The sequence below is a fragment of the Streptomyces sp. SudanB5_2050 genome, assembly GCF_964272335.1.
Taxonomy (GTDB): Bacteria; Actinomycetota; Actinomycetes; order Streptomycetales; family Streptomycetaceae; genus Streptomyces; species Streptomyces rochei.
This window is the reverse complement of sequence record NZ_OZ186760.1, coordinates 6,960,198-6,982,158: the sequence shown is the minus strand read 5'-3', so window position 1 is coordinate 6,982,158 and position 21,961 is coordinate 6,960,198. Positions and strand designations below refer to the sequence as shown.

The following is a 21,961-nucleotide window of genomic DNA, read 5'->3' as shown; positions in this document are numbered from 1 at the left end:
CCAGTGTGTCCCGGGGCCGGGCTCCGTAGCGTCGTCGGTGAGGCAGCGCACAGGGCGTGCCGCACGGAGGATGATGACGATGTTTCGCAGCGGCGCACGAGGCGGCAGCGAACCGGGGCCCGCTCCCGAGGCGCTCCGCCTGGTGAAGGTGACCCGGACGTACGGCACCGCCGAGAGCGCCGTCACCGCGCTGGACGGGGTGACGCTGAGCCTGGGGCGGGGCACGTTCACCGCGGTGATGGGACCGTCGGGCTCGGGCAAGTCCACGCTGCTGCAGTGCGCGGCGGGCCTCGACCGGCCGGACAGCGGCATGGTCTGGGTGGACGGGACCGAGCTGACCGGCGGCGGCGAGGCGGAGCTGACCAAGTTCCGGCGCGGCCGGGTCGGGTTCGTCTTCCAGCAGTACAACCTGTTGGAGACGCTGACGGTCGCGCAGAACACGGTGCTGCCGCTGAAGCTCGCCGGGCACCGCGTCGACCGGAAGCGGGCACGCGAGATCCTGACCGCGGTCGGTCTCGGGGACCGGCTCGGGCACCGTCCCGACCAGCTCTCCGGCGGTCAGCGGCAGCGGGTGGCGATCGCCCGCGCGCTGGTGACCGAACCCAGGGTGATCTTCGCGGACGAGCCGACGGGCGCGCTGGACACGCGCAGCGCGCGACAGGTGATGCTGCTGCTCCAGGAAGCGGTGCGGGTGCACGGCCGGACCGTGGTCATGGTGACGCACGACCCGGTCGCCGCCTCGTACGCCGACTCGGTCGTCTTCCTCGCCGACGGCCGGCTCGCGGGCCGGATGGACCACCCGACCCCGGACGCGGTGGCGGAGCGGCTGGCGCACCTCGGCGACGACGTGCCGGCGGGGGTGTGAGCGATGCTGGTACTGGCCCTGCGGTCGATCCGGCGACGCCCGGGACGGTTCGTCGCGACGCTGCTCTCCGCCTTCCTCGGCGCGGCGATCATCATGACGTTCAACTCGATGCACGACACGGCCGGGCAGGCCGGCGTCGACTCGGTCAGCTCGCAGACGCTGGGCACGGCGGCGGGGGTCGTCGGTGGGTACGGGACGCTGCTGGTGTTCTTCGCGGTGGCCTCGACGCTGACGGTAAACGTGCGGCAGCGCACGGCCGAGCTGGAGCTGCTGCGCTGCTCGGGGGCGACCCCGGCGCAGATCAAGCGGATGGTGGTGGGTGAGGCGGTGGCCGTGGCCCTGGTGGGCGCGGCGCTGGCCGTCGGCCCGGCGATGCTCGGTGGGCGCGCGTTGCTGGACATGTTCCAGGACAGCGGCCAGGTGGCGGGGTCCGTCGAGTACTCCTTCGGGCCGATCGCGCTGCTGAGCGGCGTGGACATCACCCTCCTGGCGTCGGCGGGCGCCGCGTTCCTCGCGGTGCGGCGGGTGACGCGGCGGGGTCGGGAGCGGGCCGGCGCCAAGCGGTTCCTCGCCTGCGCCGCGCTGGTCACCGGTGCCGCGGGCGCCTGCTCCACCTTCCTGTTCTCCGCGTCCGACGAGGCGCTCATGGCACCGCCCGCCTACGGGGCGATCCTGCTGTCGGTGGGTTTCGCGCTGCTGTCGCCGCGGCTGCTGAAGGGCGTGCTGAACCGGCTGCCGCTGCGCGGCGCGAGCGGCTGGCTGGCCGTGCGCAACCTGCGGGAGCGGGCGGACCACCTCGCGGGCATCCTGGTGTCGCTTATCCTGTTCACGGCGGTGTCGACGGCGACCGTCACCATGCAGGCGGTGGAGAGCGACGCGGTGGAGGCGTCCGGCCTGGTCAAGTCGGTCGACGCCAAGAACCTGGAGACGCTCAACCTCACGGTGGTCGGCATCATCGCGGTGTTCGTCTGCGTGATGCTGGTCAACTCGCTGTACGCGGCGACGACGTACCGCTCCCGCGAGTTCGGGCAGCAGCGGCTCGCGGGCGCGACCCCGGGCCAGGTACTGGGCATGGTCGCTGCCGAGGGCGTGATCATGACGCTGACCGGGGTGTTCTTCGGCACGGTGGCCGCGCTGGCCGGCGTCGTCCCGTTCACGGTCGTGCGGACCGACGCGGTGCTGCCGGACCAGTTCCCCGGCGTCTGGCTCACGATGGTGGCGGTGTCGGCGGCGGTGACGCTCGGAACGAGCCTGGCCACGGCCCGGCGGGTGCTGCGCACCCCGGCGGTCGGGGCGGTGGCCCTGGCCGCCTGAGCGACGGGCGAGGAGGGGGTGACCGTCTTGCGGCGGTCACCCCCCTCTTCCCGTGCCCGCTCGGGGGCTCCTAGTCGGCCTTGGCGTACTCCTTCGCCATGCCGCCCGCGAAGTCGTACACGACGCACTGCGCGTCGCCCACGACCCAGGCGTCGTGGCCGGGTGAGCAGACGAACACGTCGCCGGGACCCACCTCGCACTCCGTTCCGTCGTCCATGCGGACGTGCATCCGGCCCTCCACCACGTAGCAGTTGTGGTGGATCATGCAGCTGTCGGTGCCCGCGATGGGCGCCACGGACTCCGACCAGCGCCAGCCCGGTTCGAAGGTGGCGACGGCGAAGTCGAGCCCTTCCATGTGCACGGCCTCGATGTGACCGCGGGGGAAATCGCGCCGCTCGTCCGGCTTGTCGAGCGTCTTGGCCTCCAGCATGACGCTCCTCCTTTCCCTGTCCCCACCACTCCATCCTCCGTCTGTCAACTCGACGGCGCCTCCCGGGGCGGCTGACACCCACGGACCGCCTCATGCGGGGACAGGCTCGCCACGGCCGAGGAGGTCGTCGCCGCCACCGCCGTACGAGCGGTGACCGGTCCCGACCGGCCCGCCGCGCCACGCGACACGGGCCCCGGGTCCTGGTGCTCCGCCGCCGGACGTGACACCCTGCCCGCCCCCCTTTACTCACCGTCCCGGCCCTCACCGCGGAGGTCGAACGCCCGTGCCGAAGGAAGCCCACTCCCCGAAGAAGCTGCACAGCAACCGCGCCGCGCTCACCCACAAGGTCGGGTACGCGCTGCGCCACCCCGAGCGCGTCGGACCCTATGTGCGCCGCGCCGGCCGGGACGCCTGGCTGCGGCTCAGACACCCGGACCACATCGGCTACTACCGGGCGGTGATGGCCCACGACACCCGCCGCGACCCCGAGGCGGCCGTCGGCAGCCGGAGCCACGACCGCTGGCTGGCGCTGGGACGGATGCAGTTCGACTACCTGCTCGAGCACGGGCTGCGCCCGGAGCACCGGATGCTCGACATCGGCTGCGGCAACCTGCGCGGCGGCTGGCGCTTCATCGACCACCTCGACACCGGCCACTACTACGGCATCGACATCTCGCCGGACATCCTGATCGCCGCCAAGCGGACGCTCACCCGGCGCGGGCTCCAGGCCAAGCTGCCGCACCTGACGCTCACCGGGGACCTGCGGCTGGACTTCCTGCCGGACGACCACTTCGACGTGGTGCACGCGCACAGCGTCTTCTCGCACTCCCCGCTGAGCGTGATCGACGAGTGCCTCGCGCACGTCGGCCGGGTCCTGACCGACACGGGCTTCTTCGACTTCACCTTCGACCGCACCGAGGGCACGGAACACCAGGTGCTGCGGGAGGACTTCTACTACCGCACCGACACGCTGCTGACGCTGGCCGCCCAGCACCGACTGCACGCCCGGTTCATGGAGGACTGGGAGAAGCGGCCGCACGGTCAGTCCAAGATCCGGGTCAGCCGCTCGCCGCTGCCGTCCTGACTTCCCGTTCCGCGGCCCGGCCTCAGGGCCGCGGATTCACCCGCCGCCAGCCCGGCCGGTCGCCCGCGCCGCGGCGGCCGGCCGCCGCGGCGCAGCGCGGGCAGACCCGGCGGACGGCGTCGGCGGCGCCGCCCGACTCGGGCAGCACGTCGCTCCAGCCGACGGCCGCGAAGCGCGCGAGCCGTGAGCGGTGCAGGGACAGCCCGCACGCGGTCTGGTTCAGACCCTGCTCCCACGCGTGCACCTCGCCGGCCGGCAGCCAGCGGTTGTCCTCCTCGTCCCACCAGCGGCCGGAGGCCGCCACCTGGTAGCGCCTGGTCCTCGCCATCGGCTCCGCCCACCGCCTTCCTCTCCCCCGTGCCGCCCCTCCCGCTGCCGGGTGCCCCTGGCGGCGGATGTCCACACGCGCGTACGTCCGCCTGTGTGATCACTCCGCAAGTCCTGCCGTTTTCGGGTGTTTTGTCTGCTTAACATGCGGGGTCCGCGCATCCCGGGTGGACGCCCGCCCCGTACGAGAGGACCCCAGATGGCGCCCACGGGCCGTCCCCGCCGACCGGCCGACCACGCCTTCTCCCCGCACGACGCCGTGATGGCCATGGCCTCCCGGCACCTGGTCCGCAGACGCTTCCTCACCGTCACCGCGGCCGCCGCCGCGCTCGCCTTCTCCACCAACCTCCCGGCCCGCGGCGCGGTGGCCGCCCCCCGGCGCACCGCCCGGATCACCAAGGACCCGTTCACCCTCGGTGTCGCGTCCGGCGACCCGCTGCCGGACTCGGTGCTGCTGTGGACCCGACTGGCGCCCGAGCCGTTCCTGGAGGACGGCGGCATGGGCACCGAGCGGGTCACGGTCGAGTGGGAGGTGGCCCTCGACGAGTACTTCGCCGCCGTGCTGTTCCGGGGCACCGCCGAGGCCCACGCCGAGTACAACCACAGCGTCCACGTCGACGTGCAGGGGCTGACGCCGGGCACGGTGTACTACTACCGCTTCCGCGCGGGCGCGTGGATCAGCCCCGCCGGCCGCACCCGCACCGCTCCGCCGGCCACCAGCGCGACCTCGTCGCTGAAACTAGGCGCCGTCGCCTGCCAGGCCTACATGGACGGCTACTACACGGTGCTGCGGCACGTGGCCGAGGACGACGTCGACGTGGTCTTCCACCTCGGCGACTACCTGTACGAGTACGCGGTGAACGCGGCGGGCGGCGAGCGCCGCTACACCGACCGCGTCCTGCCCGACGTCTTCAACCGCGAGACCATGACCCTCGCCGACTACCGGCTGCGCTACTCGCTGTACAAGAGCGACGAGGACCTCAAGGCCGCCCACGCCGCGCACCCCTTCGTGGTCGCCTGGGACGACCACGAGACGGAGAACAACTACGCCGACGACATCCCGGAGAACGCCATCCCGCCGGCGGAGTTCCTGCTGCGCCGGGCCGCCGCCTACCGCGCGTACTGGGAGAACCAGCCCCTGCGCGCCGCCCAGCTGCCGCAGGGACCGGACGCCCAGCTCTACCGCCGCCTGCACTGGGGCACACTCGCCCAGTTCGACATCCTCGACACCCGGCAGTACCGCTCCGACCAGGCCTACGACGACCGGCCGCACGCCCCGGGGCCCGAGTCGGACGACCCGGCGCGCACCATCACCGGTGCCGCGCAGGAGCAGTGGCTGCTGGACGGCTGGCAGAACTCCACGGCGCTGTGGAACGTGATGCCCCAGCAGGTGTGCTTCTCGCAGCGCAAGTTCGACGTGACCGCCGACGCCGCGCTCTCGATGGACGCCTGGGACGGTTACCGCGCCTCGCGCGACCGGGTCGTCGCCGGGGCGAAGGCCGCCGGCATCGACAACTGGCTGATCCTCACCGGTGACGTGCACGTGGGCTACGCCCTCGACGTCAAGGAGGACTTCGACGACCCGGCGTCCGCCACCGTCGGCACCGAGGTCACCTGCACCTCGGTGGCCAGCGGCCGGGACGGCGTCGAGCAGCCCGCCAACTGGGACCTGTACATGCGGGCCAACCCGCACATGAAGTTCTACAACGGCAAGCGCGGCTACGTCCGCGTCGAACTCGGCCGCCAGGCGGCCCGCCTGGACTTCCGGACGGTCTCCGCCATCAGTACGCCCGGCGCCCCCGTCACCACGGCCGCGTCCTTCGTCACCGAGGCGGGCAATCCGGGACTGACCCCCGCCTGAGCGCGGCGCGTCCCGCACGCCCGCGTACTGCACATGCCACCCGCCGCGTCCCCCATCGCGCGAAAGACGCCCGGTCGCGACATGGCCGCGGATCCTCGCGGCAAGGACTGAGACCTCGCCGCACCGTGACCCACGGTCACCCATCGACACCCGCTGTCTCGCACAGCCCCCGAAGGAGGCACATCGCATGGTCGGCAGACATGCCGCGCGCAGCCGCCGCGCCGCCCTCACGGCGCTCGGCGCCCTGGTCCTGACCGCACTCCCCGCCGCCGCGTCGGCGGCCCCGCCGCCCGCTCCCGGGCCGGTGTCCGCGGCCGCCCGGACGCTCGGCGCGGACGCACCCCCGGCGCAGGTGCTGCGCGCCATGCGACGGGACCTCGGACTGACCCCCGACCAGGCGTCGGCCAGGCTGGTCAACGAGGCGGAGGCCGGCACCCGCGCGGGGATGCTGCGCAACACGCTGGGAGACCGCTTCGCCGGGGCCTGGGTGAGCGGGGCGACCTCCGCCGAGCTGACCGTCGCCACCACGGACGCCGCGGACACCGCCGCCATCGAGGCGCAGGGGGCCAAGGCGGCGGTCGTGGACAAGGGGCTGGCGGAGCTGCGCGCCGTCAAGGAGAAGCTGGACGCCGCCGCCGCGCGCACCGGGGCCGCCGAGACGCCGGTCCGGTTCGTCGACGTCAGGACCAACCGGATCGTGGTCCAGGCCACCAGCGAGTCGGCGGGGGCGGACCTCGTCGAGGCCGCCGGCGCCGAGGCCGCCGACGTGACGGTCCGGGTGTCGTCGGAGCGCCCGCGGGTGTTCAAGGACCTCGTCGGCGGCGAGGCCTACTACATCGACGGCCAGGCCCGCTGCTCCATCGGCTTCTCCGTCACCAAGGACGACCAGCAGGGCTTCGCCACGGCTGGCCACTGCGGCGGGCCGGGGGCGAAGACCACCGGGTTCGACGAGACCGACCAGGGCACCTTCCAGGCGTCCACCTTCCCGGGCAAGGACATGGCCTGGGTGGGCGTCAACGCCGACTGGACCGCCACCCCGGACGTGAAGGGCGAGAACGACCAGAAGGTGCAGGTCACCGGCTCGGTGGAGGCGCTGGTGGGCGCGTCCGTGTGCCGTTCCGGCTCCACCACCGGATGGCACTGCGGCACGGTCCAGCAGCACGACACGAGCGTCACCTACCCGCAGGGCACCGTCGACGGGCTCACCCGGACCACGGTGTGCGCCGAGCCCGGCGACTCGGGCGGCCCGTTCGTCGCGGGCACCCAGGCGCAGGGCACCACGTCGGGCGGCTCGGGCGACTGCACCGGCGGCGGGACGACGTTCTACCAGCCGGTCAACCCGCTGCTCAGCGACTTCGGCCTCACCCTGAGGACCACCTCGGCCCAGACGGGCACGCCCGCGCCGCAGGACAACGCGGCGGCGGACGCGTGGGCCGCGGGCCGGGTCTACGAGGTGGGGGCGACGGTGTCCCACGCGGGGCTGCGGTACCGCTGCCTGCAGAACCACCAGGCGCAGGGCGTCTGGTCACCCGAGGCCACGCCGGCCCTGTGGCAGCGTGTCTGACGGAGGCTGAGCCCGCCGTACGGCTCGGGCGCGGGGCCGCCGCCGAGGCGGGCCCGCGCCTTCGTCATTCCCCGGCGAGCAGCGCGTAGGCGGTGGCGATGAACGGGTCCCGGGCGCGGAAGCGCCGGGTGCAGACCGCGGCCAGGGCCGTGCCGGTGTCGGGCCGGAAGCCGAGGAACGCCTGCTGGCCGAGGGTGGCGCCGCTGTGGAAGTACATCGGCCCGCCGTCGGTGGGGTGGCGGAACCACGCCACGGTGTGCACGTGCCGGTGGCCCAGCCCGCGCCGCAGGACCGGCACGCGTACCGCCCGCAGCGCGCCGGCCGCCGGCGAACGGGCCGGGTCGAGGTGCGCCTCCAGGAAGGTGAGCAGGTCGTGCGGGGTGGAGCGGACGGCTCCGGCCGCCGCGAAACCGCCCGCGTCGAAGGCCGGGACCGGGGTGCGGCCGTCCTTGCGGTGGCCGGTGGCGTCGGTCTTCTCGTCCTCGGCGCGCAGGGCGGTGCCGCTCAGGCCGAGGGGGCGCAGGACCTGGCCGGTGAGCAGGTCCTCCCAGGGGGTGCGGGTGGCCGCGGCGAGGGCGTGCCCGAGCACGGAGACGCCGTAGTTGGAGTAGTGCCAGCGGGTCCCGGGGCGGTGCCGGGGGCCGCGCCGCAGGAAGGTGCCGGTGACCCGGTCGGCGGGGTAGCGGGCGTAGGGGTTGGTGCGCCAGGCGGGCAGGGCGCGGGGGACGAAGTCGGCGGGCAGGGCGGGGAGTCCGGCGGTGTGCGTGACGAGGTGGGCGAGGGTCACGGGGTGCGGGCCGACCGGGTGCCCCGGGTCCAGGCAGGCGGCGGCCGGTTCGGCTCCGGTGAGCACGCCGCGCCGGATCAGCAGGGCCAGCAGCAGTCCGGTGAGGGTCTTGGAGGCCGAGCCGATCTCGTAGCGGAGGTCTTCCCGGGCGACGGCGGGCGGGGGTGCGGTGCCGCCGCTGTGGAGGGTGCGCCGGCCGTGCCGGGAGACGGCGAAGACGACGTCGGGCGCGTCGGAGGCGTCGACGGCTTCGGCCAGCCGGTCGCGCAGGGCCGCCTCGTCGCCCCTCCCGGGGGGCGCGGGGGCGGGCGGAAGGTCTTCGTTCCCGGGCTCGCCCGGCCAGGGCACGGGACGGGCCGTCATGAGGCGGTGTGCGCCAGCTCGCTGAGGGCGCGGGAGGTGGCGAGCACGGAGGCGAAGGCGGCGACCAGCGTCGGGTGGTAGACCATGTCGAACACCGTGTCGGGGTCGCCCTCGGGCATCGTCCGTACGGCGGGCATGGCGCCGTCGGGCTGCTGGGCGGCGGCGAAGGCCCGCCACGCGGGTTCGTCCAGGGTGGGCCGGGGCAGGCAGGCGTCCACGACGAGGAGTTCGCCGAGCAGGTCCCAGCGCTCCAGGTCCAGCCAGTCGTCGATCCACACCGGCAGCCAGGTGGCGAGGTACTCGGCGACGGGCTCGGGCAGGCCGTCGGGCCGCTCGCCCCAGTCGGTGAGGTGGAAGACGGTGTGGGTGATGTCGTAGGCGGTGTGGCCCTCGACCGTCCAGGGTTCGGGGGTTCCGGCCAACCACGTGGTGCCGACCAGGTCGGCCTCGGGCGGCCGGGCGGGCAGGCCGAAGCGGCGCTGGAAGGCGGACAGGCCCAGCCGCCTGGTCGGGGTCACGGGGAACCGCGTCCAGCTGTCCAGCCGGTGGTTGAGGACGGTGGCCCGCTCGATCTCGGGCTGGCTGTAGCCCAGCTCCTTGAAGGGCAGGTACACCTCGAACGGCACGGGCGAGAAGGGTTCGACGCGCTGTCCGCGCACCAGCATGCCGCCGCCGTCGAGGGTCTCGCGCCAGACGTGGTCGAGCAGTTGGCGGGCCAGATGCGCCTGCCGGGAGCCGGCGACGCCCTCGCGGAAGAGCACCTTGCAGATCAGGGCGAGTTCGCCGATCGGCTTGAAGCGCTCCAGGAAGCCGATCTCCGGGTCCACGTCGGGCTCCAGGCGGAAGCCGTCGCGGTGGGCCCAGAGCCATTCCAGGGCGCCTGCTCCGACGCGGTGGATCAGTCGGGTGTCCGTCATCCGGGCACTCCTTGTCCGGCGTGTTCGGCGTCTTCCCGCCGGGCCGTGGCGAGGGCCGCGGCGAACACGGCCATCAGGGTGGAGTGGTAGCAGTCGGTGAAGTCGTAGGGGTCGTCCCGCGCCGGCGGGGCGGCGTCCTGGAACGCGCCTTCCTCGGGGACGGCGCCGCAGGTGTGCTGTGCGGCCGCGACGCGGCGCCAGGCGTCCTCGGTGACGGCCGGCTCCGGCGGCTCGGGCAGGCTCGCGGCCACCGCCAGCAACTCGCAGCTCAGGTCCCACATGCGGGCTTCGAGGCAGGTGTCGAGCCAGGGCGCCAGCCAGTGCCGCAGATAGTCCGCCAGCTCCGGCGGCACGCCCTGCGGGGCCCGCCCCCACTCGGTGAGGTGGAAGACCACGTGGGTCAGCGCGTATCCGGCCGCGCGTTCGAAGGTCCAGGGTTCGGGCAGGCCGCCCAGCCAGGTCCGGTCCAGCGCCCCCGGCACCGTGCCGTGCGGGGGCAGGCCGCTGCGCCGCTCGGCCTCGATGACGCCGAGCCGCCGGGTGGGGTACTGCTCGGTCAGCCGCCAGCCGCGGGTGCGGGCCACCACCGCTGCCGACGCCTCGTAGCCGGGGTGCCGGTAGCCGGCCGAGGCGAAGGCCGCGTACACCTCCAGCGGGTAGGTGGCGAAGGGCTCCAGCGACTGCATCAGCGGGAACATCTCGCCCTCGCGGGTCTGCTGCCAGGCGAAGTCCAGCAGCTCTGCCACCCGCGCGTGCAACGGGTCGGAGCGGGGGGTGCGGGCGGAGACCGACGCGCACACCTGGGCCAGTTCGCCCAGCGGCTTCCAGGTGCGGTTGACCTGGCCGTCCGCCGCGAGCGCGTCCTCGCCGAGCGCGAAGCGGTCGCGGTGGGCCGACACCCAGTCCAGGGCCGCCTCCTGGACCCGCCGGGCGCTCACAGGAGCACTCCCGCGGGCATCAGCCGTGCCGCCTCCAACTGGAGGGCCACCCTGGGGTCGCCGCCGCCCATGAGCCGGACGAAGTCCAGCCCGGCCTCCAGGCCGAGGGTGTCGGGCACCCCGTCCAGGAGGGTGAGCCAGCGTCCGGCACCGGCCGCCTGCTGCCAGTCGCGGCGGCGCACCGCCCGTACGAAGCCGCGGGCGACGTCCACCGGCCGGCGCCGGGCGGCACTCAGCACCGCGCACTCCTCACCGGGCAGCGCGAGCGGGGCGAGGACGGCGAGCTGGTGGGTCAGGTGCTGCCAGCCGGCGTCGTCGAGCCAGCGGGCGTCGGGTTCCGCGCCCGCGCCGTCGGCGAGCGGGCCGTTAGGGGGGTGGCCGAGCCGGTGCAGGGCCCGGGTCATCGCCCAGTGGCTCCACCACACGGTCGGGGCCGCGTCGGGGCGCGGCGGATGGGCCGCCACCGCCTCCTGGAACACGGCGAGTTGCGCGGGGCCGGGGTCGCGCCCCAGCAGGGTGGAGGGCAACAGCAGGTCGGCGCCGAGGACGCGTACCGCCGCACGCGTCACGCCGTCGCCCGGTCCGCCCGCCGCCAGGGTGCTCCCCGCTCGCACGTGGTCTCCGCTCCGAAGAGCGGAGACCACGTCGGAAGCGAGGTCCAGCACCGTTCCCTGGAGAAGGGCCGATGTGCTCGACTGCTCCATTTCACTGCTCCCGTCGGTCCGTCAACCCTTCTTCGGGCGCGGGGTCGGCGGGGAGAGCAGCAGGGAGGTGCCTCCGGACTGCAGGGCGAGTGCCGCGCACTCCCGGCTGTCGCGGAAGACTCCGTCGGGCTCGCTGGGGTCGAGTGCTGCTTCGATGTCGATGTTCTCGGTGCGGACTTCCTCGAGCACCTTGTCCTTGGAAGGCATTTCACCATCTCCCTCTGGTAGCCAATGGCCTTCACACCACAGGTGTCCGGGAAGTCACAAAGCATGCCTCTCTTCTCAAAAAACTCAGGAGATAACTTTTTCAACAAATCGGACACCGGTCCGTGCCGGCCCCCGGCCTCACGCTCGGCGCAGGCGCCAGACGTGGTCCTCGCGGTAGCCCTCGACGCCCTCGGGTGACGTGCTCGGCCGGCGGACGGTCTCCTTCGTCTCGACCGTCCACCCGGCGTCCGGCAGGGCGAGTTCGGCGAGGACCCCGTCCAGGGTGGGGAAGACGGCGTCGAAGGGCGGCTCGGTCTGCCAGGAGGGCCAGCCGGCGTGCAGGACGAGCAGCAGCGTGCCGCCGGGGGCGACGGCACGCGCGGCGGCGCGCAGGACCGCCGGCCGGTCGAGTTCCACCGGCGACTGCAGGTAGTGGGCGCTCACCAGGTCGAAGGAGCCCTCGGGGAACGACCGGCCCAGCTCGTGGCGCTCCCAGGAGACGCGGTCGCCGACGCCCGCGTCCGCGGCGTGTCCCGCGGCGCGTTCGAGCGCGGTGCCGGAGATGTCGACGCCGGTGACCCGCCAGCCGCGCGAGGCCAGCCACACGGCGTCCGCCCCCTCGCCGCAGCCCAGGTCCAGCGCGGTGCCGGGGTCGAGGTCGCTCGCCTCGCGGACCAGCAGTTCGTTGGGGCGGCCGCTCCAGACCCGGTCGGTGTCGCGGTAGCGGGCCTCCCAGAACGCGGCCGCGGGTGCCGTGGCGGGCGTGTCGGACATGATGCCTCCAGGGACGGACGGGGCCGTCTGCACGGCCGGGCGCGCGACGGTCGCGCGCCGCACCCGCAGACTGCATCGGCGGGCGCCGGGACGACAAAGAACTTTGCGGTTCCGGCAAACCCGCGGCCCGCCCGCCGTCAGCGCGTCAGGGCGTCGGCCCCGGCGGGCTCCTCGGCGTCCGTGCGCACCCACACCGTCCGCTGCGGGAAGGGGATGTCGATGCCCGCCGCGTCCAGGGCCTCCTTGACCCGGCGGCGCAGTTCACGGGTGACGCCCCACTGCTGGAGGGGCACGGTCTTGACCGCGAGCCGCACGAGGACTCCGTCGGCGTCCAGGGACTGCACACCCCACACCGCCGGGTCCTCGAGCAGTACGTCCGCGAAGTCCGGGTCCTGGCGCAGGGCGCGGCCGGTGTCCTCCAGGACGCGGTGGACCGTGTCCAGGTCTGCGTCGTAGGCCACGGCGACGTCCAGGACGGCGCGCGCCCACTCCTGGCTGTCGTTGCGGACCCGCAGGATCTCGCCGTTGCGGATGTGCCACAGCCCGCCGTTGAGGTCGCGGACGTGCGTCAGCCGCAGACCGACGTGCTCCACCTCGCCGACGGCCTCCCCGAGGTCGACCGAGTCACCGACGCCGTACTGGTCCTCGATCATGATGAGCAGGCCGGAGAGGTAGTCGGCGACCAGGCTCTGCGCGCCGAAGCCGATGGCGAGGCCCACCACTCCGGCACTGGCCAGCAGCGGTCCGAGCGCGATGCCCACCTGGTCCAGGACCATGGCCACGCCGACCATGAACAGGACGATGGTCACGGCGCTGCTGAGCACCGAGCCGATGGTGCGGGCGCGCTGTTCGCGGCGCTGCCGGGCCCGGGAGCGGTCGCGGTGCAGCACGGCGGCCCCGCGGTTCGAACGCCGGGGACGGCTGCTCTCGCTCTCGCCGGCCGACGGTTCCAGCACGCGCTGGACGACACGGGTGATGGCCCGCTTGGCCACCGCGCGCAGGACCAGCAGGACCACGACGATGAGCGCGATGCGCAGCGGGATGCCGATCAGCGCCGCGGTGTGGTCGCCGATCCAGTCCGACCACGAGGCCGCCGACTGCGCGGCCGTGCTCGGGCCGGTGGGTGGTGCGGTGTGCGACATCGGCTCAGGTGCTCCGTTCTCGGGGTGGTGTCTTCGCCGTCGGGCCCGCCTACCCATGTCCGGCTCGAACATGACACCCGGCGCACTCCGCCCCCTTCCTCCCGGTCGCCCCATATGTCCGTCGGTTGCGGCATCTTCACCTTCCGACGGCCCATCACCGGCGCCGGTCCGGGCACCCGCAAGGGCATCGTCCACAGCGGAGGGGGACCTGCGGCGTGGTCATCGTTGCCGTCCTGCTGCTGCCCGTACTGGGGCTGCTGCTGTTCACCATGACGTATCTGGAGGACCGCCTCCTCGGCGATCCGGAGCCGCCCCGGCACGCCCGGCGCCGGCATCTGCGGCTGATCCCGGGCGGCCGGGGCGCGGCGCCCGGGGCCGGGCGGCCGGGGCGCGCCGCGCGGCATCACCCGCCGGGCCGGCACGCCGCCTGACCCCGCGCCGCCCCGACACATGCCGGGGCGGCCGGGCAAGGCGCGCCGCGGGGCGTCGTAGGGTGTGGGAGTGCCTGAGGCGGACGGAACGGGCGGCAGTGGCCCCGCGGCTCGGGCGAGGAGATCCGATGGACACCGACCGACGGCCCGACGACGACGCCGAGTTCACGGCGTTCTGGCAGGAGCGCCGGGTCTGCTTCCTGTCGACGCCGCGCGCCGACGGCACCCCGCATCTCGTCCCGGTCGGGGTGACGTACGACCACGCCACCCGGACCGCGCGGGTCATCACGAGCCGGGGCACCGCGAAGGTGCGCAACGTCGAGCGGGCGGCGAGTCCCGTGGTCGCCGTGGGCCAGGTGGACGGCAGGCGCTGGTCCACCCTGGAGGGCGTGGCGACCGTGCGGTACGACGCCGAGGCGGTCCGCGACGCCGAGGCCCGGTACGCGGCCCGCTACCGGCGGCCCCGGGCCAACCCGGAGCGGGTCGTCGTCGAGATCGCGGTACGGCGCTTCCTCGGCACCGTGCGCCCCGGCGCGGGAACCGCCGGGGCCTGACGCGGCGGACCGTGCGTCACTCGGTGCGGGCCGGGGTGCGCCGGCCGAGCCGGCTGGGCCACCAGGCGACGGCGCCGATGTCCCGGGCCAGCGCCGGGACCAGCAGGGAACGCACCACGAGCGTGTCCAGGAGCACCCCGAAGGCCACGATGAAGGCGATCTGCAGCAGGAAGGCCAGCGGGATCACGCCGAGGGCGGCGAAGGTGGCGGCGAGCACGACGCCGGCCGAGGTGATGACGCCGCCAGTGGCGGTCAGGCCCCGCAGGATGCCCTCCCGCACGCCGTGCTCCAGCGACTCCTGCCGTACCCGGGACATCAGGAAGATGTTGTAGTCCACGCCCAGGGCGACCAGGAACACGAACCCGTACAGCGGGACGGAGGCGTCGGTGCCGCTGAAGCCGAACACATGGGTGAAGACCAGTGACGAGACGCCCAGGGTGGCGACGAAATTGAGGGCCACCGTCGCCACCAGCAGCACCGGCATCAGCAGGGACCGCAGCAGGACGACGAGGATGACCAGGATGATGGCGAGGACGACGGGCACGATCAGCGTGCGGTCGTGCTCGGCGGTGCGCTGGGTGTCGTACTGCTGGGCGGTGTAGCCGCCGACGAGCGCGTCCGCGCCGGGCACGGCGTGGACGGCCGTCCTGAGCCGGGCCACCGTGCTCTTGGCCGCGTCGCTGTCGGCGGGCGCCTGCAGCGTCGCGTCGATCCGCACCCGTCCGTCGACCACCTTCGGGTCCCCGCCGCCCGGGCGGCCGGAGGCGGTCACCGCGTCGGCGGACGCCACGCCCTCGGTGTCGCGGGCCGCCGCGAGGACCGGGTCGAGCCGGTCGGCGTCCGCGATGATCACGGCCGGGTTGCCGGAGCCGCCCGGGAAGTGCCTCGCCAGGGTCTGCTGGGCGGTCACCGAGGGGGCGTCGCCCACGAAGATCTCGTCCAGCGGCACGCCCTTGGAGCTGAGGGTCGGCGCGAAGGCGGCGCAGGCCACCAGCGCGGCCAGGGAGATCGCCCAGACGCGGCGGGGGGCGCGGTCCACCCGTTCGGCGATCCGGTGCCACAGGCGGTGGCCGGCCTCCGGGTCGCCGGCCCGGACCGGCTTGGCCGGCCAGTAGGCGGCCCGGCCGAGCAGGACCAGGACGGCGGGCAGGAAGGTGAGCGTGCTCAGGACCGCGCAGACGATGCCGATGGCACCGACCGGTCCCAGCGCGCGGTTGTTGGTGAGGTCGCTGAGCAGCAGGGCCAGCAGGCCGAGGGCGACGGTGGCGGCGCTGGCCACGACGGCCTGCCAGGAGGCGCCGAGCGCCGCGCGCACGGCACCGAAGCGGTCGGGGTGGCGGGCGAGTTCCTCGCGGAAGCGGGCGGTGAGCAGCAGTGCGTAGTCGGTGGCGGCGCCGATGACCAGGATGGAGAGGATGCCCTGCACCTGCCCGTCGACGCGGACGACGTCGCGGTCGGCGAGCGCGTAGACGACGGCGCAGGCCAGGCCCAGCGCGAACACCGCGCTGATGATGATCACCAGGGGCAGCAGGACGCTGCGGTAGACCAGCAGCAGGATCACCAGCACGGTGATCAGCGCGACGCCGAGCAGCAGCCCGTCGATGCCGGAGAAGGCGTCGGAGAGGTCGGCCTGGGAGGCGGCCGGTCCGGCGAGTTGCGCCCGGGCGCCGGGGACCTGCGCGGCGGCCTCCTCGATGCGCTCCAGGACATCGGGCAGGCGGTCGCCGAGGTCGGGTTCGACCTGGACGACGGCCTGCAGGGCCTCGCCGTCGCGTGAGGGCACGGCGGGCGAGGCGGGACCGACGAGGCCGGGTTCGCCGGCGAGGGCGGCGACCGACCGGGTGGCCGCCTCGCGGTGGGCGGCGGCGCCACCGTCGTCGTCGCCGTCGTCGAAGGTCCATACGACGATCACCGGAAGGGTCTCGTCCTGCTGGAAGGCCCGCTGCGCGTCGACGACCCGCGTCGACTCGGCGCTGCGGGGCAGGAAGGCCGCCTGGTCGTTGGTGGCCACCTCGCCGAGCTTCCCGGCGTACGGGCCCAGTGTCCCGCCGATGCCGAGCCAGACCAGAAGCAGGACGAGGGGGACGAGCCAGCGGGCCCGTCGGGCGGGGTTGGTCATGGGTGTTCGGTTCTCCTGGCACTCGGCGGAGCGGAAAGTGACTCGATCATAAACAATCTCAATTATTGAACCAGTCGGGGGTCGTGGTCCGTCTCCTGACATGCCTACTACTGCCCGGGCCCGTCCCCCGGATGCGCCACGCGTCCGGGAATCAGCGGTCGTCCGACCGCACCAGGGCCAGTTCCTCGTTCATCACCGCGAGGAAGCGCAGCACGACCGCCAGTTCCGCGTCGTCGAAGCGCGCGCGGGCGGCCGCCGCCGCGCCGGCCAGCGGACGGAAGTACGTCCGGGCGGCGGCGCGGGCGTCGGGTACGTAGTGCAGGTGGACGACGCGCCGGTCGGCGCTCTCGCGGACCCGGCGGACGTGCCCCGCGCGCTCCAGCCGGTCCACGCAGGCCGTCACCGCGCCGGAGGTGAGCCCCAGGTGCTCGCGCAGCCGCCCCGGCGTCATGGGCTCGTCGGCGTCGAGAATCGCCGCGAGGGCGTGGACGTCGGTGGCGTGCAGGCCGTGGGTGCCGGCGAAACTCTGCACGAGGCGGTTGATCTCACCGTTCATCCGCCGCATGTGCACGGCCAGGGTCTGGAGGTCGCCCGCCTCCGGCCCGCCACCGGTCCCCCGTTCACGCGCGTCCTGTCCGCGCCGCTTCGCTGTCGCCACGCGATCAGCGTATAGAAGGCCGGTCCGGCCCACGCCCGCGCCCACCGGCGGCCGCGCGGGGCGGGGCGGGCGCCGGGCGGACGCCCGCGACCTCAGGTGAACGGAGCGTTCGGCGGGCGCGTGCCGGGACTGTCGGGGCGCGCCGTGTGGTCCGGGTGGCCGCGGGTGCGACGGTTCTCCTTCATCTCCGCCTCGAACAGGTGGTCGCGGCCCTGCGCGAGCCGGTCCACCGCCTCGCGTTCCAGCTCCTTGAACGCCTCGTAGTACGTCCGGTCGTACGCCTCGACGATCTGGAACGTCCAGTGGCCGGGGATGACGTTGCGTCCGAGGATCTCCCGCTCCACCCGCTCCGCCCACTCGTGGTGCCCCGCCGCCCGCAGCAGTTCCACGGCGCGGTCCAGCTCCAGGTCGGCCGTGCCGGTGAGCTGGTGGAAGGAGAACAGGTGACCGCGGGCGCGCTCGGTCGTCTCCAGTGCCTTGGACAGGGAACCGAGGGCGGCCACCGTCTCGTCGCTGACGCCCTCGGGGCGCCGGTGCGCATCCTCCATGCGGCGTTCTCCTTCCGGTCAGGCCAGGGGGTCGTGGCCCCAGTTCATGAGCGAGTACCGCCAACGGGTCTCCCGTACGTCGCCGGAGGGACGCTGGGCGAGGTGGCGGCGGATGTAGCCGACGACCTTGCGCATGTGCCGGTAGTCGTCGTCCGTGAGGTCGCCCTGCGCGGTCCGCAGCAGCTCCACGATCCGGCGGCCGGAGGCGTGACCGGTGGACTCGCCGCCGTCCTTGTGCTGCCCGGCGTCCTTCGACTCCTCGGAGGCGAGCCACTTCTCCAGTGCGGCCGGTGTCATGTTCACCAGCTCGCCGAACCGGTCCCGGGTCTCCTCGCGCTCGTCCTCGTCCACGCCGCCCTCACTTCCGCTTCTTCAGGGCGGAGGGCTTGTGGACCGCGGACTTGCCGGACTTCTCGCTGCGGACCTGGTACTGCGGGTCGTCCGGCGAGGCGTCGACGGTGCGGCCGGCGGCCTCGGTGCGCTCGGTGATCTTCTTCTCCACTCTCCCCTCGGCCTGTCCCCCGTGGCTGCTCCAGGCGACCTTGTCGCCCTTGCCGAGCTTCCCGTTCCCGTCCCGGTTCTTCGCCATGCGGCTGCTCCTTCCGATCGCGACCGGGCCGTACGGTGTACGGACGGTCCGGCACACGCCGACGGGTCCCCCTCCCGGGGGCGCCGACTCCTCGGTGGGACGCGGAACTATCCTGAGCGCGGCCCCGCCACCGTCGTCCCAGGAGCAGCACCGTTGAGCACCGGCACAGCGACCCCGGACAGTTACTACGAGCGCATCGACGAGCACCGCTACAAGCCCACCCCGCACGCCGGCGGCGCCTGGAGCGAGAACGAGCAGCACTTCAGTCCGCTCGGGGGCCTGATCGTCCACGCCGTCGACCGCCACCTGGCCGGACGGGCGGGCGCCGCCATGTCGCTGAGCCGGATCAGCTTCGACATCCTCGGGCGCCCGGCCCTGGACGAGTGCGAGATACGGGTGGAGACCGTCCGTCCCGGCCGCACCATCGAGCTGGTCGAGGCGACGGTGCTGATCGCCGGCCGGCCCGAGGTGCGGGCCAGAGCCTGGCTGCTGGCCGACGTGGACACCGGCTCCGTCGCCGGGGGCGGCGCGGAGCGGCTCGCCGCGCCCGGGACGCTCGCGTCCTGGCCCATGGCCGCCCAGTGGCCCGGCGGCTACATCGCCTCCCTGGACGTGCGCCCCCTGGCCCCGCCGCAGCCCGGGCGCACCACGGCGTGGGTCTCCACCGGGCTCGACCTGGTCGCCGGCGAGGCCGCGAGCCCGCTGGCGTCCTACGTCGCACTGGTCGACACGGCCAACGGCATCGCCGTACGGCAGTCGCCCGAGGAGTGGATGTTCCCGAACGTCGACCTGACGCTGCACCTGCACCGGGCGCCGCGCGGCCGCTGGACGGGCCTGGACACCACGGTCGTCTTCGGCCCCACCGGGCAGGGCATCACCAGCACGGTGCTGCACGACGTGGACGGCCCGGTGGGCCACGCCCAGCAGTTGCTCACCGTCCGTCCGCAGCCGTGAGCCCGGGAGGCGCCGGGGCGGGGCCCCGCGTGACGGGCCGGTGCCGCCGGGCGCGAAGGACGGTCAAGGCGGTGTCAGAAGCAGCCGGCCGCGCACCTCGCCGGCCTCCAGGGCGCGGTGGGTCCGGGCCGTCAGCGACAGCGGCAGCCGGTCGGCGACGCGCGGGCGCCACGGGGTGTCGCGCAGGAGACCCACCACGCCGCGCGCCGCGTCGGCGAGGTCGGCGGTAGTGGCGTTGCTGAGGGCGAAGCCCACGATGCTCGCGTCCTTGGCGTAGAGCCGCCCCACCGGCAGCTCGGCGGCGGCGCCGCCCAGTCCGACCATCGCGACCAGGCGCCCGCCGGGTGCCAGTGCCTCCGCGGCGTCGGCGTCGGGGACGGTGTCGGTCATGGACCCCATGCTACGAACGGGCGGGCCGCGGAGCGGACTCGCGGGTCCCCGCCGTGGTGCGCGGCCGGCGCCCGCGCCGGGTGGGGCCCCACGGCTTGAGCAGGGAGATCACCGTCATGAAGACGTAGGAGGACAGCGAGACGACCGGGCCGAACAGCACGTCCCCCGTGTCGGGGAGGGGACCGCCCGCGGCCACCGCCTCGGCCGCGGAGTCCACCGCGGGCCGCAGCACGAAGGCCGTGGCGGCCGTCGTGGCCAGGGTGAGCCAGAACTTGGTGAACACCCACCGGTGGCGCGCCAGCCCCCAGGGCGTGCCCAGGGCCAGCACCACACCGCTGAGGAGGGTGAGGAGGGCGAGCGGGAGCAGCAGCCGGTCGGCGAAGAGCTGCATGGCACGGACGCCGGCCTCCAGGGCCCCCGGGGAGGCGGTGGTGGCGGCGGTGACTCCCAGCGCCAGCAGCCCGAGCGAGAGCCCGAGCCAGCCGGCGGAGGCGACGACATGGACGACCAGGAGGGCCCGGCGAGCGGGGCGGTTGAGTCTCACGCCCTCCACGCTGCCGGTCGGCGGCCGCCCGGGCGTCCCGCGAGGGGAGTAACCCGGGATACCGACGGGGGCGTACGGCACGGGGAACGGTGTACGCCCGCCGGGCGGGCCGGCGGGCGGCGGATCGGGGCGGCGGATCGGGGCGGCGATCCGATCGGCGAGGTGACCGCGACGGCAAGGAGAAGCGACTTGCGCATGAACGAGGAATTGCGGAATTCAGAATCATGCGCGTTTCGGTTCGAGCGCGTACGAAAAAGTCGTGGATCACTACGGAAGAACGCCCGGCGATCACTATTCTGAATCCGCTTCGCCCAGGTGGCGCAGCCGCTGCCGACGCGTCCGGGGAGGGGCGTGGAGGCAGTCGTGGGGGGCGCAGTAATTCCGGGGACGATGTCGTGATGCGCGGGCTGCCGTTGCCGTGCGCATGCCGCGGGCCCTTTTCCTCGCCACCCCGATTCCGTGTGACGAAAGCCGAGGAATTCCTGTGAGACGCATGACCTCCGTCCTTCTGTCCCTCAGCGCCGTGCTGGCGGTCTCCGCCCTGTCCGCTCCGGCGGCCGGAGCGGCCCCGTCGGCCGACCGGCCGGCCGGTGTGCCCGCCGGCTGGGAGGCGGTGGACGCCGCCGACCTGGCGCGCATCAACGGGGAGGCGGACGCGCGGCGGGCGCCGCTCGCCGAGGGTGACGCGGCCGCCGCCGCGGAGCCCGAAGTGCTGGCCGTGCAGTCCGTCGCCAACGGGCGGTTCGCCGCCACCGAGGTGAACTACGCCGCCCCGAACACCGGTGTCCTGCGGGCGCGTTCGGCCGAGATCGGCGGCTCCTGGGAGAGCTTCGCCTTCGAGTGGGACGAGACCACCGAGACGTACGCCCTGAAGTCGCTGGCCAACAACCGCTACGTGGCGGTGGAGAAGAACTACACGGGCAGCGCCCAGAACGTGCTGCGGGCCCGCTCCACGAGCGTGGGCGGCTGGGAGCGGTTCATCGTGTACTACAACGAGAGCCTGGACCGCTGGGCGCTCCAGTCCACGCTGAACGGTCTCTTCGTGACCATGGAGAACAGCTACACCGGGTCGCTCCAGTACGCGCTGCGCGCCCGCTCCACCGAGATCTCCGGTTCCTGGGAGGAGTTCGTCCTGTACGACCTCGGCGCCTGAGGCGACGCGCAGGCCGGACCGTCGGCGCCCGCACCGCACCGGGCGCCGGCGGTCCGGCCGTGTCGGACACGCCGGACCGCGTCAGACCGCGGGGGCCCGTCGCACAGTGACGCCGTTGCGTTCGAGCAGCGCGGCCGTCACCCCGTCCCCCGGCACCAGTTCCCCGGTGAACGAACCGTCGTAGACCTGGGCCCGTCCGCACGAGGGGCTGCGCGGCATCAGCAGGGCCTCCGTGCACCCGTTGCGCCGGGCCGCTTCGAGCGCGCGGTGCGCGCCGTCCACGAACTGCGCCGTCACGTCGCCGCCCGTATCCTCCAGCACCCGCGCGGTGCCGTCCAGGACGTCGTGCCCGTCGCCGCCCACCAGTTCGGCGGGCCGGCGCGGTGTGGTGAGACCGCCCGCGACCTCCGGGCAGAAGGGCACGACCCTACGGCCGGCCACCGCCGCCTCGACCTCCGGCGACGCCTTGTGGCGGCCGTCGAACCGGCAGGGCACCCCGCGCAGACACGCGCTCACCAGGATCGTTGCCATGCCCTCACTCTAGGACCCGCTCAGCTCGTCCTCCTCGCCGCGTGCCTTCATCACCGCCTTGTTCACCACCCACAGCCCGATCCCGATCGCCGGCAGCACGCCCGCACGCACGTAGACGTGCGCGGGGTGGTCGGGAGCGGTCCGTCCGGGGCCCGCGCACCACGGTCGGCCGGTGGTGGAATGTTCAACCGAACGGATCGGTTGCAGTCGCCG

Annotated in this window: 26 protein-coding genes; 9 read left to right on the top strand and 17 right to left on the bottom strand. The window is 73.9% G+C overall.

Features of this window, described 5'->3' with window-relative positions:
- Positions 1-73 precede the first annotated feature (73 nt).
- Together ACFZP7_RS30610 and ACFZP7_RS30605 are read left to right on the top strand one after the other, a co-directional pair.
- Positions 74-865, top strand: a complete 792-nt coding sequence (locus tag ACFZP7_RS30610; protein WP_185912815.1) for an ABC transporter ATP-binding protein — start codon at positions 74-76, stop codon at positions 863-865.
- 3 nt (positions 866-868) lie between these two features.
- The gene (locus ACFZP7_RS30605) at positions 869-2,179 is read left to right on the top strand and encodes an FtsX-like permease family protein (RefSeq protein ID WP_385637157.1); all 1,311 of its coding nucleotides are present in this window, start codon (positions 869-871) and stop codon (positions 2,177-2,179) included.
- Positions 2,180-2,249: 70 nt separating this feature from the next.
- On the opposite strand, the gene ACFZP7_RS30600 is transcribed toward ACFZP7_RS30605, so the two are convergent.
- Positions 2,250-2,609 (bottom strand): cupin domain-containing protein, encoded by a 360-nt coding sequence (locus ACFZP7_RS30600; protein ID WP_030975643.1) that lies wholly within the window; start codon positions 2,607-2,609, stop codon positions 2,250-2,252.
- 283 nt (positions 2,610-2,892) lie between these two features.
- Between ACFZP7_RS30600 and ACFZP7_RS30595 the strand changes: the two genes are divergently transcribed.
- A complete protein-coding gene (locus ACFZP7_RS30595) occupies positions 2,893-3,693 on the top strand; it encodes a class I SAM-dependent methyltransferase (protein ID WP_031015952.1) in 801 nt (266 codons plus the stop codon).
- 22 nt (positions 3,694-3,715) lie between these two features.
- On the opposite strand, the gene ACFZP7_RS30590 is transcribed toward ACFZP7_RS30595, so the two are convergent.
- Positions 3,716-4,021, bottom strand: coding sequence for a hypothetical protein (locus ACFZP7_RS30590; RefSeq protein ID WP_086876740.1), 306 nt, complete (start codon positions 4,019-4,021; stop codon positions 3,716-3,718).
- Positions 4,022-4,219: 198 nt separating this feature from the next.
- Between ACFZP7_RS30590 and ACFZP7_RS30585 the strand changes: the two genes are divergently transcribed.
- Positions 4,220-5,881, top strand: coding sequence for an alkaline phosphatase (locus ACFZP7_RS30585; protein WP_019327671.1), 1,662 nt, complete (start codon positions 4,220-4,222; stop codon positions 5,879-5,881).
- A 187-nt stretch (positions 5,882-6,068) separates the two neighbouring features.
- Positions 6,069-7,445: a carbohydrate-binding protein gene (locus ACFZP7_RS30580; RefSeq protein ID WP_046251221.1), complete on the top strand. Its 1,377-nt coding sequence runs from the start codon at positions 6,069-6,071 to the stop codon at positions 7,443-7,445.
- A gap of 64 nt (positions 7,446-7,509) precedes the next feature.
- Here the strand turns inward: ACFZP7_RS30580 and ACFZP7_RS30575 are convergent, their stop codons facing one another.
- From ACFZP7_RS30575 to ACFZP7_RS30545, 7 genes are all read right to left on the bottom strand, one after another.
- On the bottom strand, positions 7,510-8,595 hold the full coding sequence (locus tag ACFZP7_RS30575; RefSeq protein WP_385637154.1) for a serine hydrolase domain-containing protein: 1,086 nt from the start codon (positions 8,593-8,595) through the stop codon (positions 7,510-7,512).
- Positions 8,592-9,512 carry a DUF6895 family protein gene (locus tag ACFZP7_RS30570; protein ID WP_385637151.1) on the bottom strand — a complete coding sequence of 307 codons (921 nt, stop codon included), beginning with the start codon at positions 9,510-9,512 and terminating at the stop codon, positions 8,592-8,594. Before ACFZP7_RS30570 ends, ACFZP7_RS30575 begins: the two co-directional genes overlap by 4 nt.
- Positions 9,509-10,450 (bottom strand): DUF6895 family protein, encoded by a 942-nt coding sequence (locus ACFZP7_RS30565; protein ID WP_062133447.1) that lies wholly within the window; start codon positions 10,448-10,450, stop codon positions 9,509-9,511. The genes ACFZP7_RS30570 and ACFZP7_RS30565 overlap by 4 nt, the downstream gene beginning before the upstream one ends.
- A complete protein-coding gene (locus ACFZP7_RS30560) occupies positions 10,447-11,154 on the bottom strand; it encodes a hypothetical protein (protein ID WP_220672150.1) in 708 nt (235 codons plus the stop codon). Before ACFZP7_RS30560 ends, ACFZP7_RS30565 begins: the two co-directional genes overlap by 4 nt.
- Before the next feature lie 21 nt (positions 11,155-11,175).
- Positions 11,176-11,361, bottom strand: coding sequence for a hypothetical protein (locus ACFZP7_RS30555; protein WP_019327665.1), 186 nt, complete (start codon positions 11,359-11,361; stop codon positions 11,176-11,178).
- Between the two features lie 138 nt (positions 11,362-11,499).
- The gene (locus tag ACFZP7_RS30550) at positions 11,500-12,135 is read right to left on the bottom strand and encodes a class I SAM-dependent methyltransferase (RefSeq protein ID WP_385637149.1); all 636 of its coding nucleotides are present in this window, start codon (positions 12,133-12,135) and stop codon (positions 11,500-11,502) included.
- Between the two features lie 137 nt (positions 12,136-12,272).
- On the bottom strand, positions 12,273-13,277 hold the full coding sequence (locus tag ACFZP7_RS30545) for a mechanosensitive ion channel family protein (RefSeq protein WP_030975630.1): 1,005 nt from the start codon (positions 13,275-13,277) through the stop codon (positions 12,273-12,275).
- A gap of 215 nt (positions 13,278-13,492) precedes the next feature.
- Here ACFZP7_RS30545 and ACFZP7_RS30540 point away from each other — a divergent pair, with 215 nt between their 5' ends.
- Complete coding sequence (locus tag ACFZP7_RS30540) at positions 13,493-13,708, top strand: hypothetical protein (RefSeq protein WP_029393814.1); 216 nt, start codon at positions 13,493-13,495, stop codon at positions 13,706-13,708.
- A gap of 128 nt (positions 13,709-13,836) precedes the next feature.
- Positions 13,837-14,262: a pyridoxamine 5'-phosphate oxidase family protein gene (locus ACFZP7_RS30535; RefSeq protein ID WP_019327661.1), complete on the top strand. Its 426-nt coding sequence runs from the start codon at positions 13,837-13,839 to the stop codon at positions 14,260-14,262.
- Between the two features lie 16 nt (positions 14,263-14,278).
- Here the strand turns inward: ACFZP7_RS30535 and ACFZP7_RS30530 are convergent, their stop codons facing one another.
- From ACFZP7_RS30530 to ACFZP7_RS30510, 5 genes are all read right to left on the bottom strand, one after another.
- Positions 14,279-16,381 carry an MMPL family transporter gene (locus ACFZP7_RS30530; RefSeq protein ID WP_385637146.1) on the bottom strand — a complete coding sequence of 701 codons (2,103 nt, stop codon included), beginning with the start codon at positions 16,379-16,381 and terminating at the stop codon, positions 14,279-14,281.
- Between the two features lie 151 nt (positions 16,382-16,532).
- A complete protein-coding gene (locus tag ACFZP7_RS30525; RefSeq protein WP_031015962.1) occupies positions 16,533-17,039 on the bottom strand; it encodes a MarR family winged helix-turn-helix transcriptional regulator in 507 nt (168 codons plus the stop codon).
- Positions 17,040-17,131: 92 nt separating this feature from the next.
- Positions 17,132-17,587 (bottom strand): hypothetical protein, encoded by a 456-nt coding sequence (locus ACFZP7_RS30520; protein WP_385637143.1) that lies wholly within the window; start codon positions 17,585-17,587, stop codon positions 17,132-17,134.
- An 18-nt stretch (positions 17,588-17,605) separates the two neighbouring features.
- Positions 17,606-17,938: a DUF3140 domain-containing protein gene (locus tag ACFZP7_RS30515; protein ID WP_086878829.1), complete on the bottom strand. Its 333-nt coding sequence runs from the start codon at positions 17,936-17,938 to the stop codon at positions 17,606-17,608.
- 7 nt (positions 17,939-17,945) lie between these two features.
- On the bottom strand, positions 17,946-18,176 hold the full coding sequence (locus ACFZP7_RS30510) for a DUF2945 domain-containing protein (protein ID WP_385637140.1): 231 nt from the start codon (positions 18,174-18,176) through the stop codon (positions 17,946-17,948).
- 153 nt (positions 18,177-18,329) lie between these two features.
- Here ACFZP7_RS30510 and ACFZP7_RS30505 point away from each other — a divergent pair, with 153 nt between their 5' ends.
- The gene (locus ACFZP7_RS30505) at positions 18,330-19,130 is read left to right on the top strand and encodes a thioesterase family protein (protein WP_385637138.1); all 801 of its coding nucleotides are present in this window, start codon (positions 18,330-18,332) and stop codon (positions 19,128-19,130) included.
- Between the two features lie 63 nt (positions 19,131-19,193).
- On the opposite strand, the gene ACFZP7_RS30500 is transcribed toward ACFZP7_RS30505, so the two are convergent.
- Together ACFZP7_RS30500 and ACFZP7_RS30495 are read right to left on the bottom strand one after the other, a co-directional pair.
- Positions 19,194-19,520, bottom strand: coding sequence for a hypothetical protein (locus tag ACFZP7_RS30500; protein WP_234310863.1), 327 nt, complete (start codon positions 19,518-19,520; stop codon positions 19,194-19,196).
- A 10-nt stretch (positions 19,521-19,530) separates the two neighbouring features.
- Positions 19,531-20,064 carry a DUF2269 family protein gene (locus ACFZP7_RS30495; RefSeq protein WP_019327653.1) on the bottom strand — a complete coding sequence of 178 codons (534 nt, stop codon included), beginning with the start codon at positions 20,062-20,064 and terminating at the stop codon, positions 19,531-19,533.
- A gap of 493 nt (positions 20,065-20,557) precedes the next feature.
- On the opposite strand from ACFZP7_RS30495, the gene ACFZP7_RS30490 reads away from it, so the two are divergent.
- Entirely contained in the window at positions 20,558-21,217 is a 660-nt protein-coding gene (locus ACFZP7_RS30490) for a hypothetical protein (RefSeq protein ID WP_385637136.1), read from the top strand.
- 81 nt (positions 21,218-21,298) lie between these two features.
- Here the strand turns inward: ACFZP7_RS30490 and ACFZP7_RS30485 are convergent, their stop codons facing one another.
- Positions 21,299-21,748, bottom strand: a complete 450-nt coding sequence (locus ACFZP7_RS30485) for a DUF523 domain-containing protein (protein ID WP_385637134.1) — start codon at positions 21,746-21,748, stop codon at positions 21,299-21,301.
- Between the last annotated feature and the right edge of the window lie 213 nt (positions 21,749-21,961).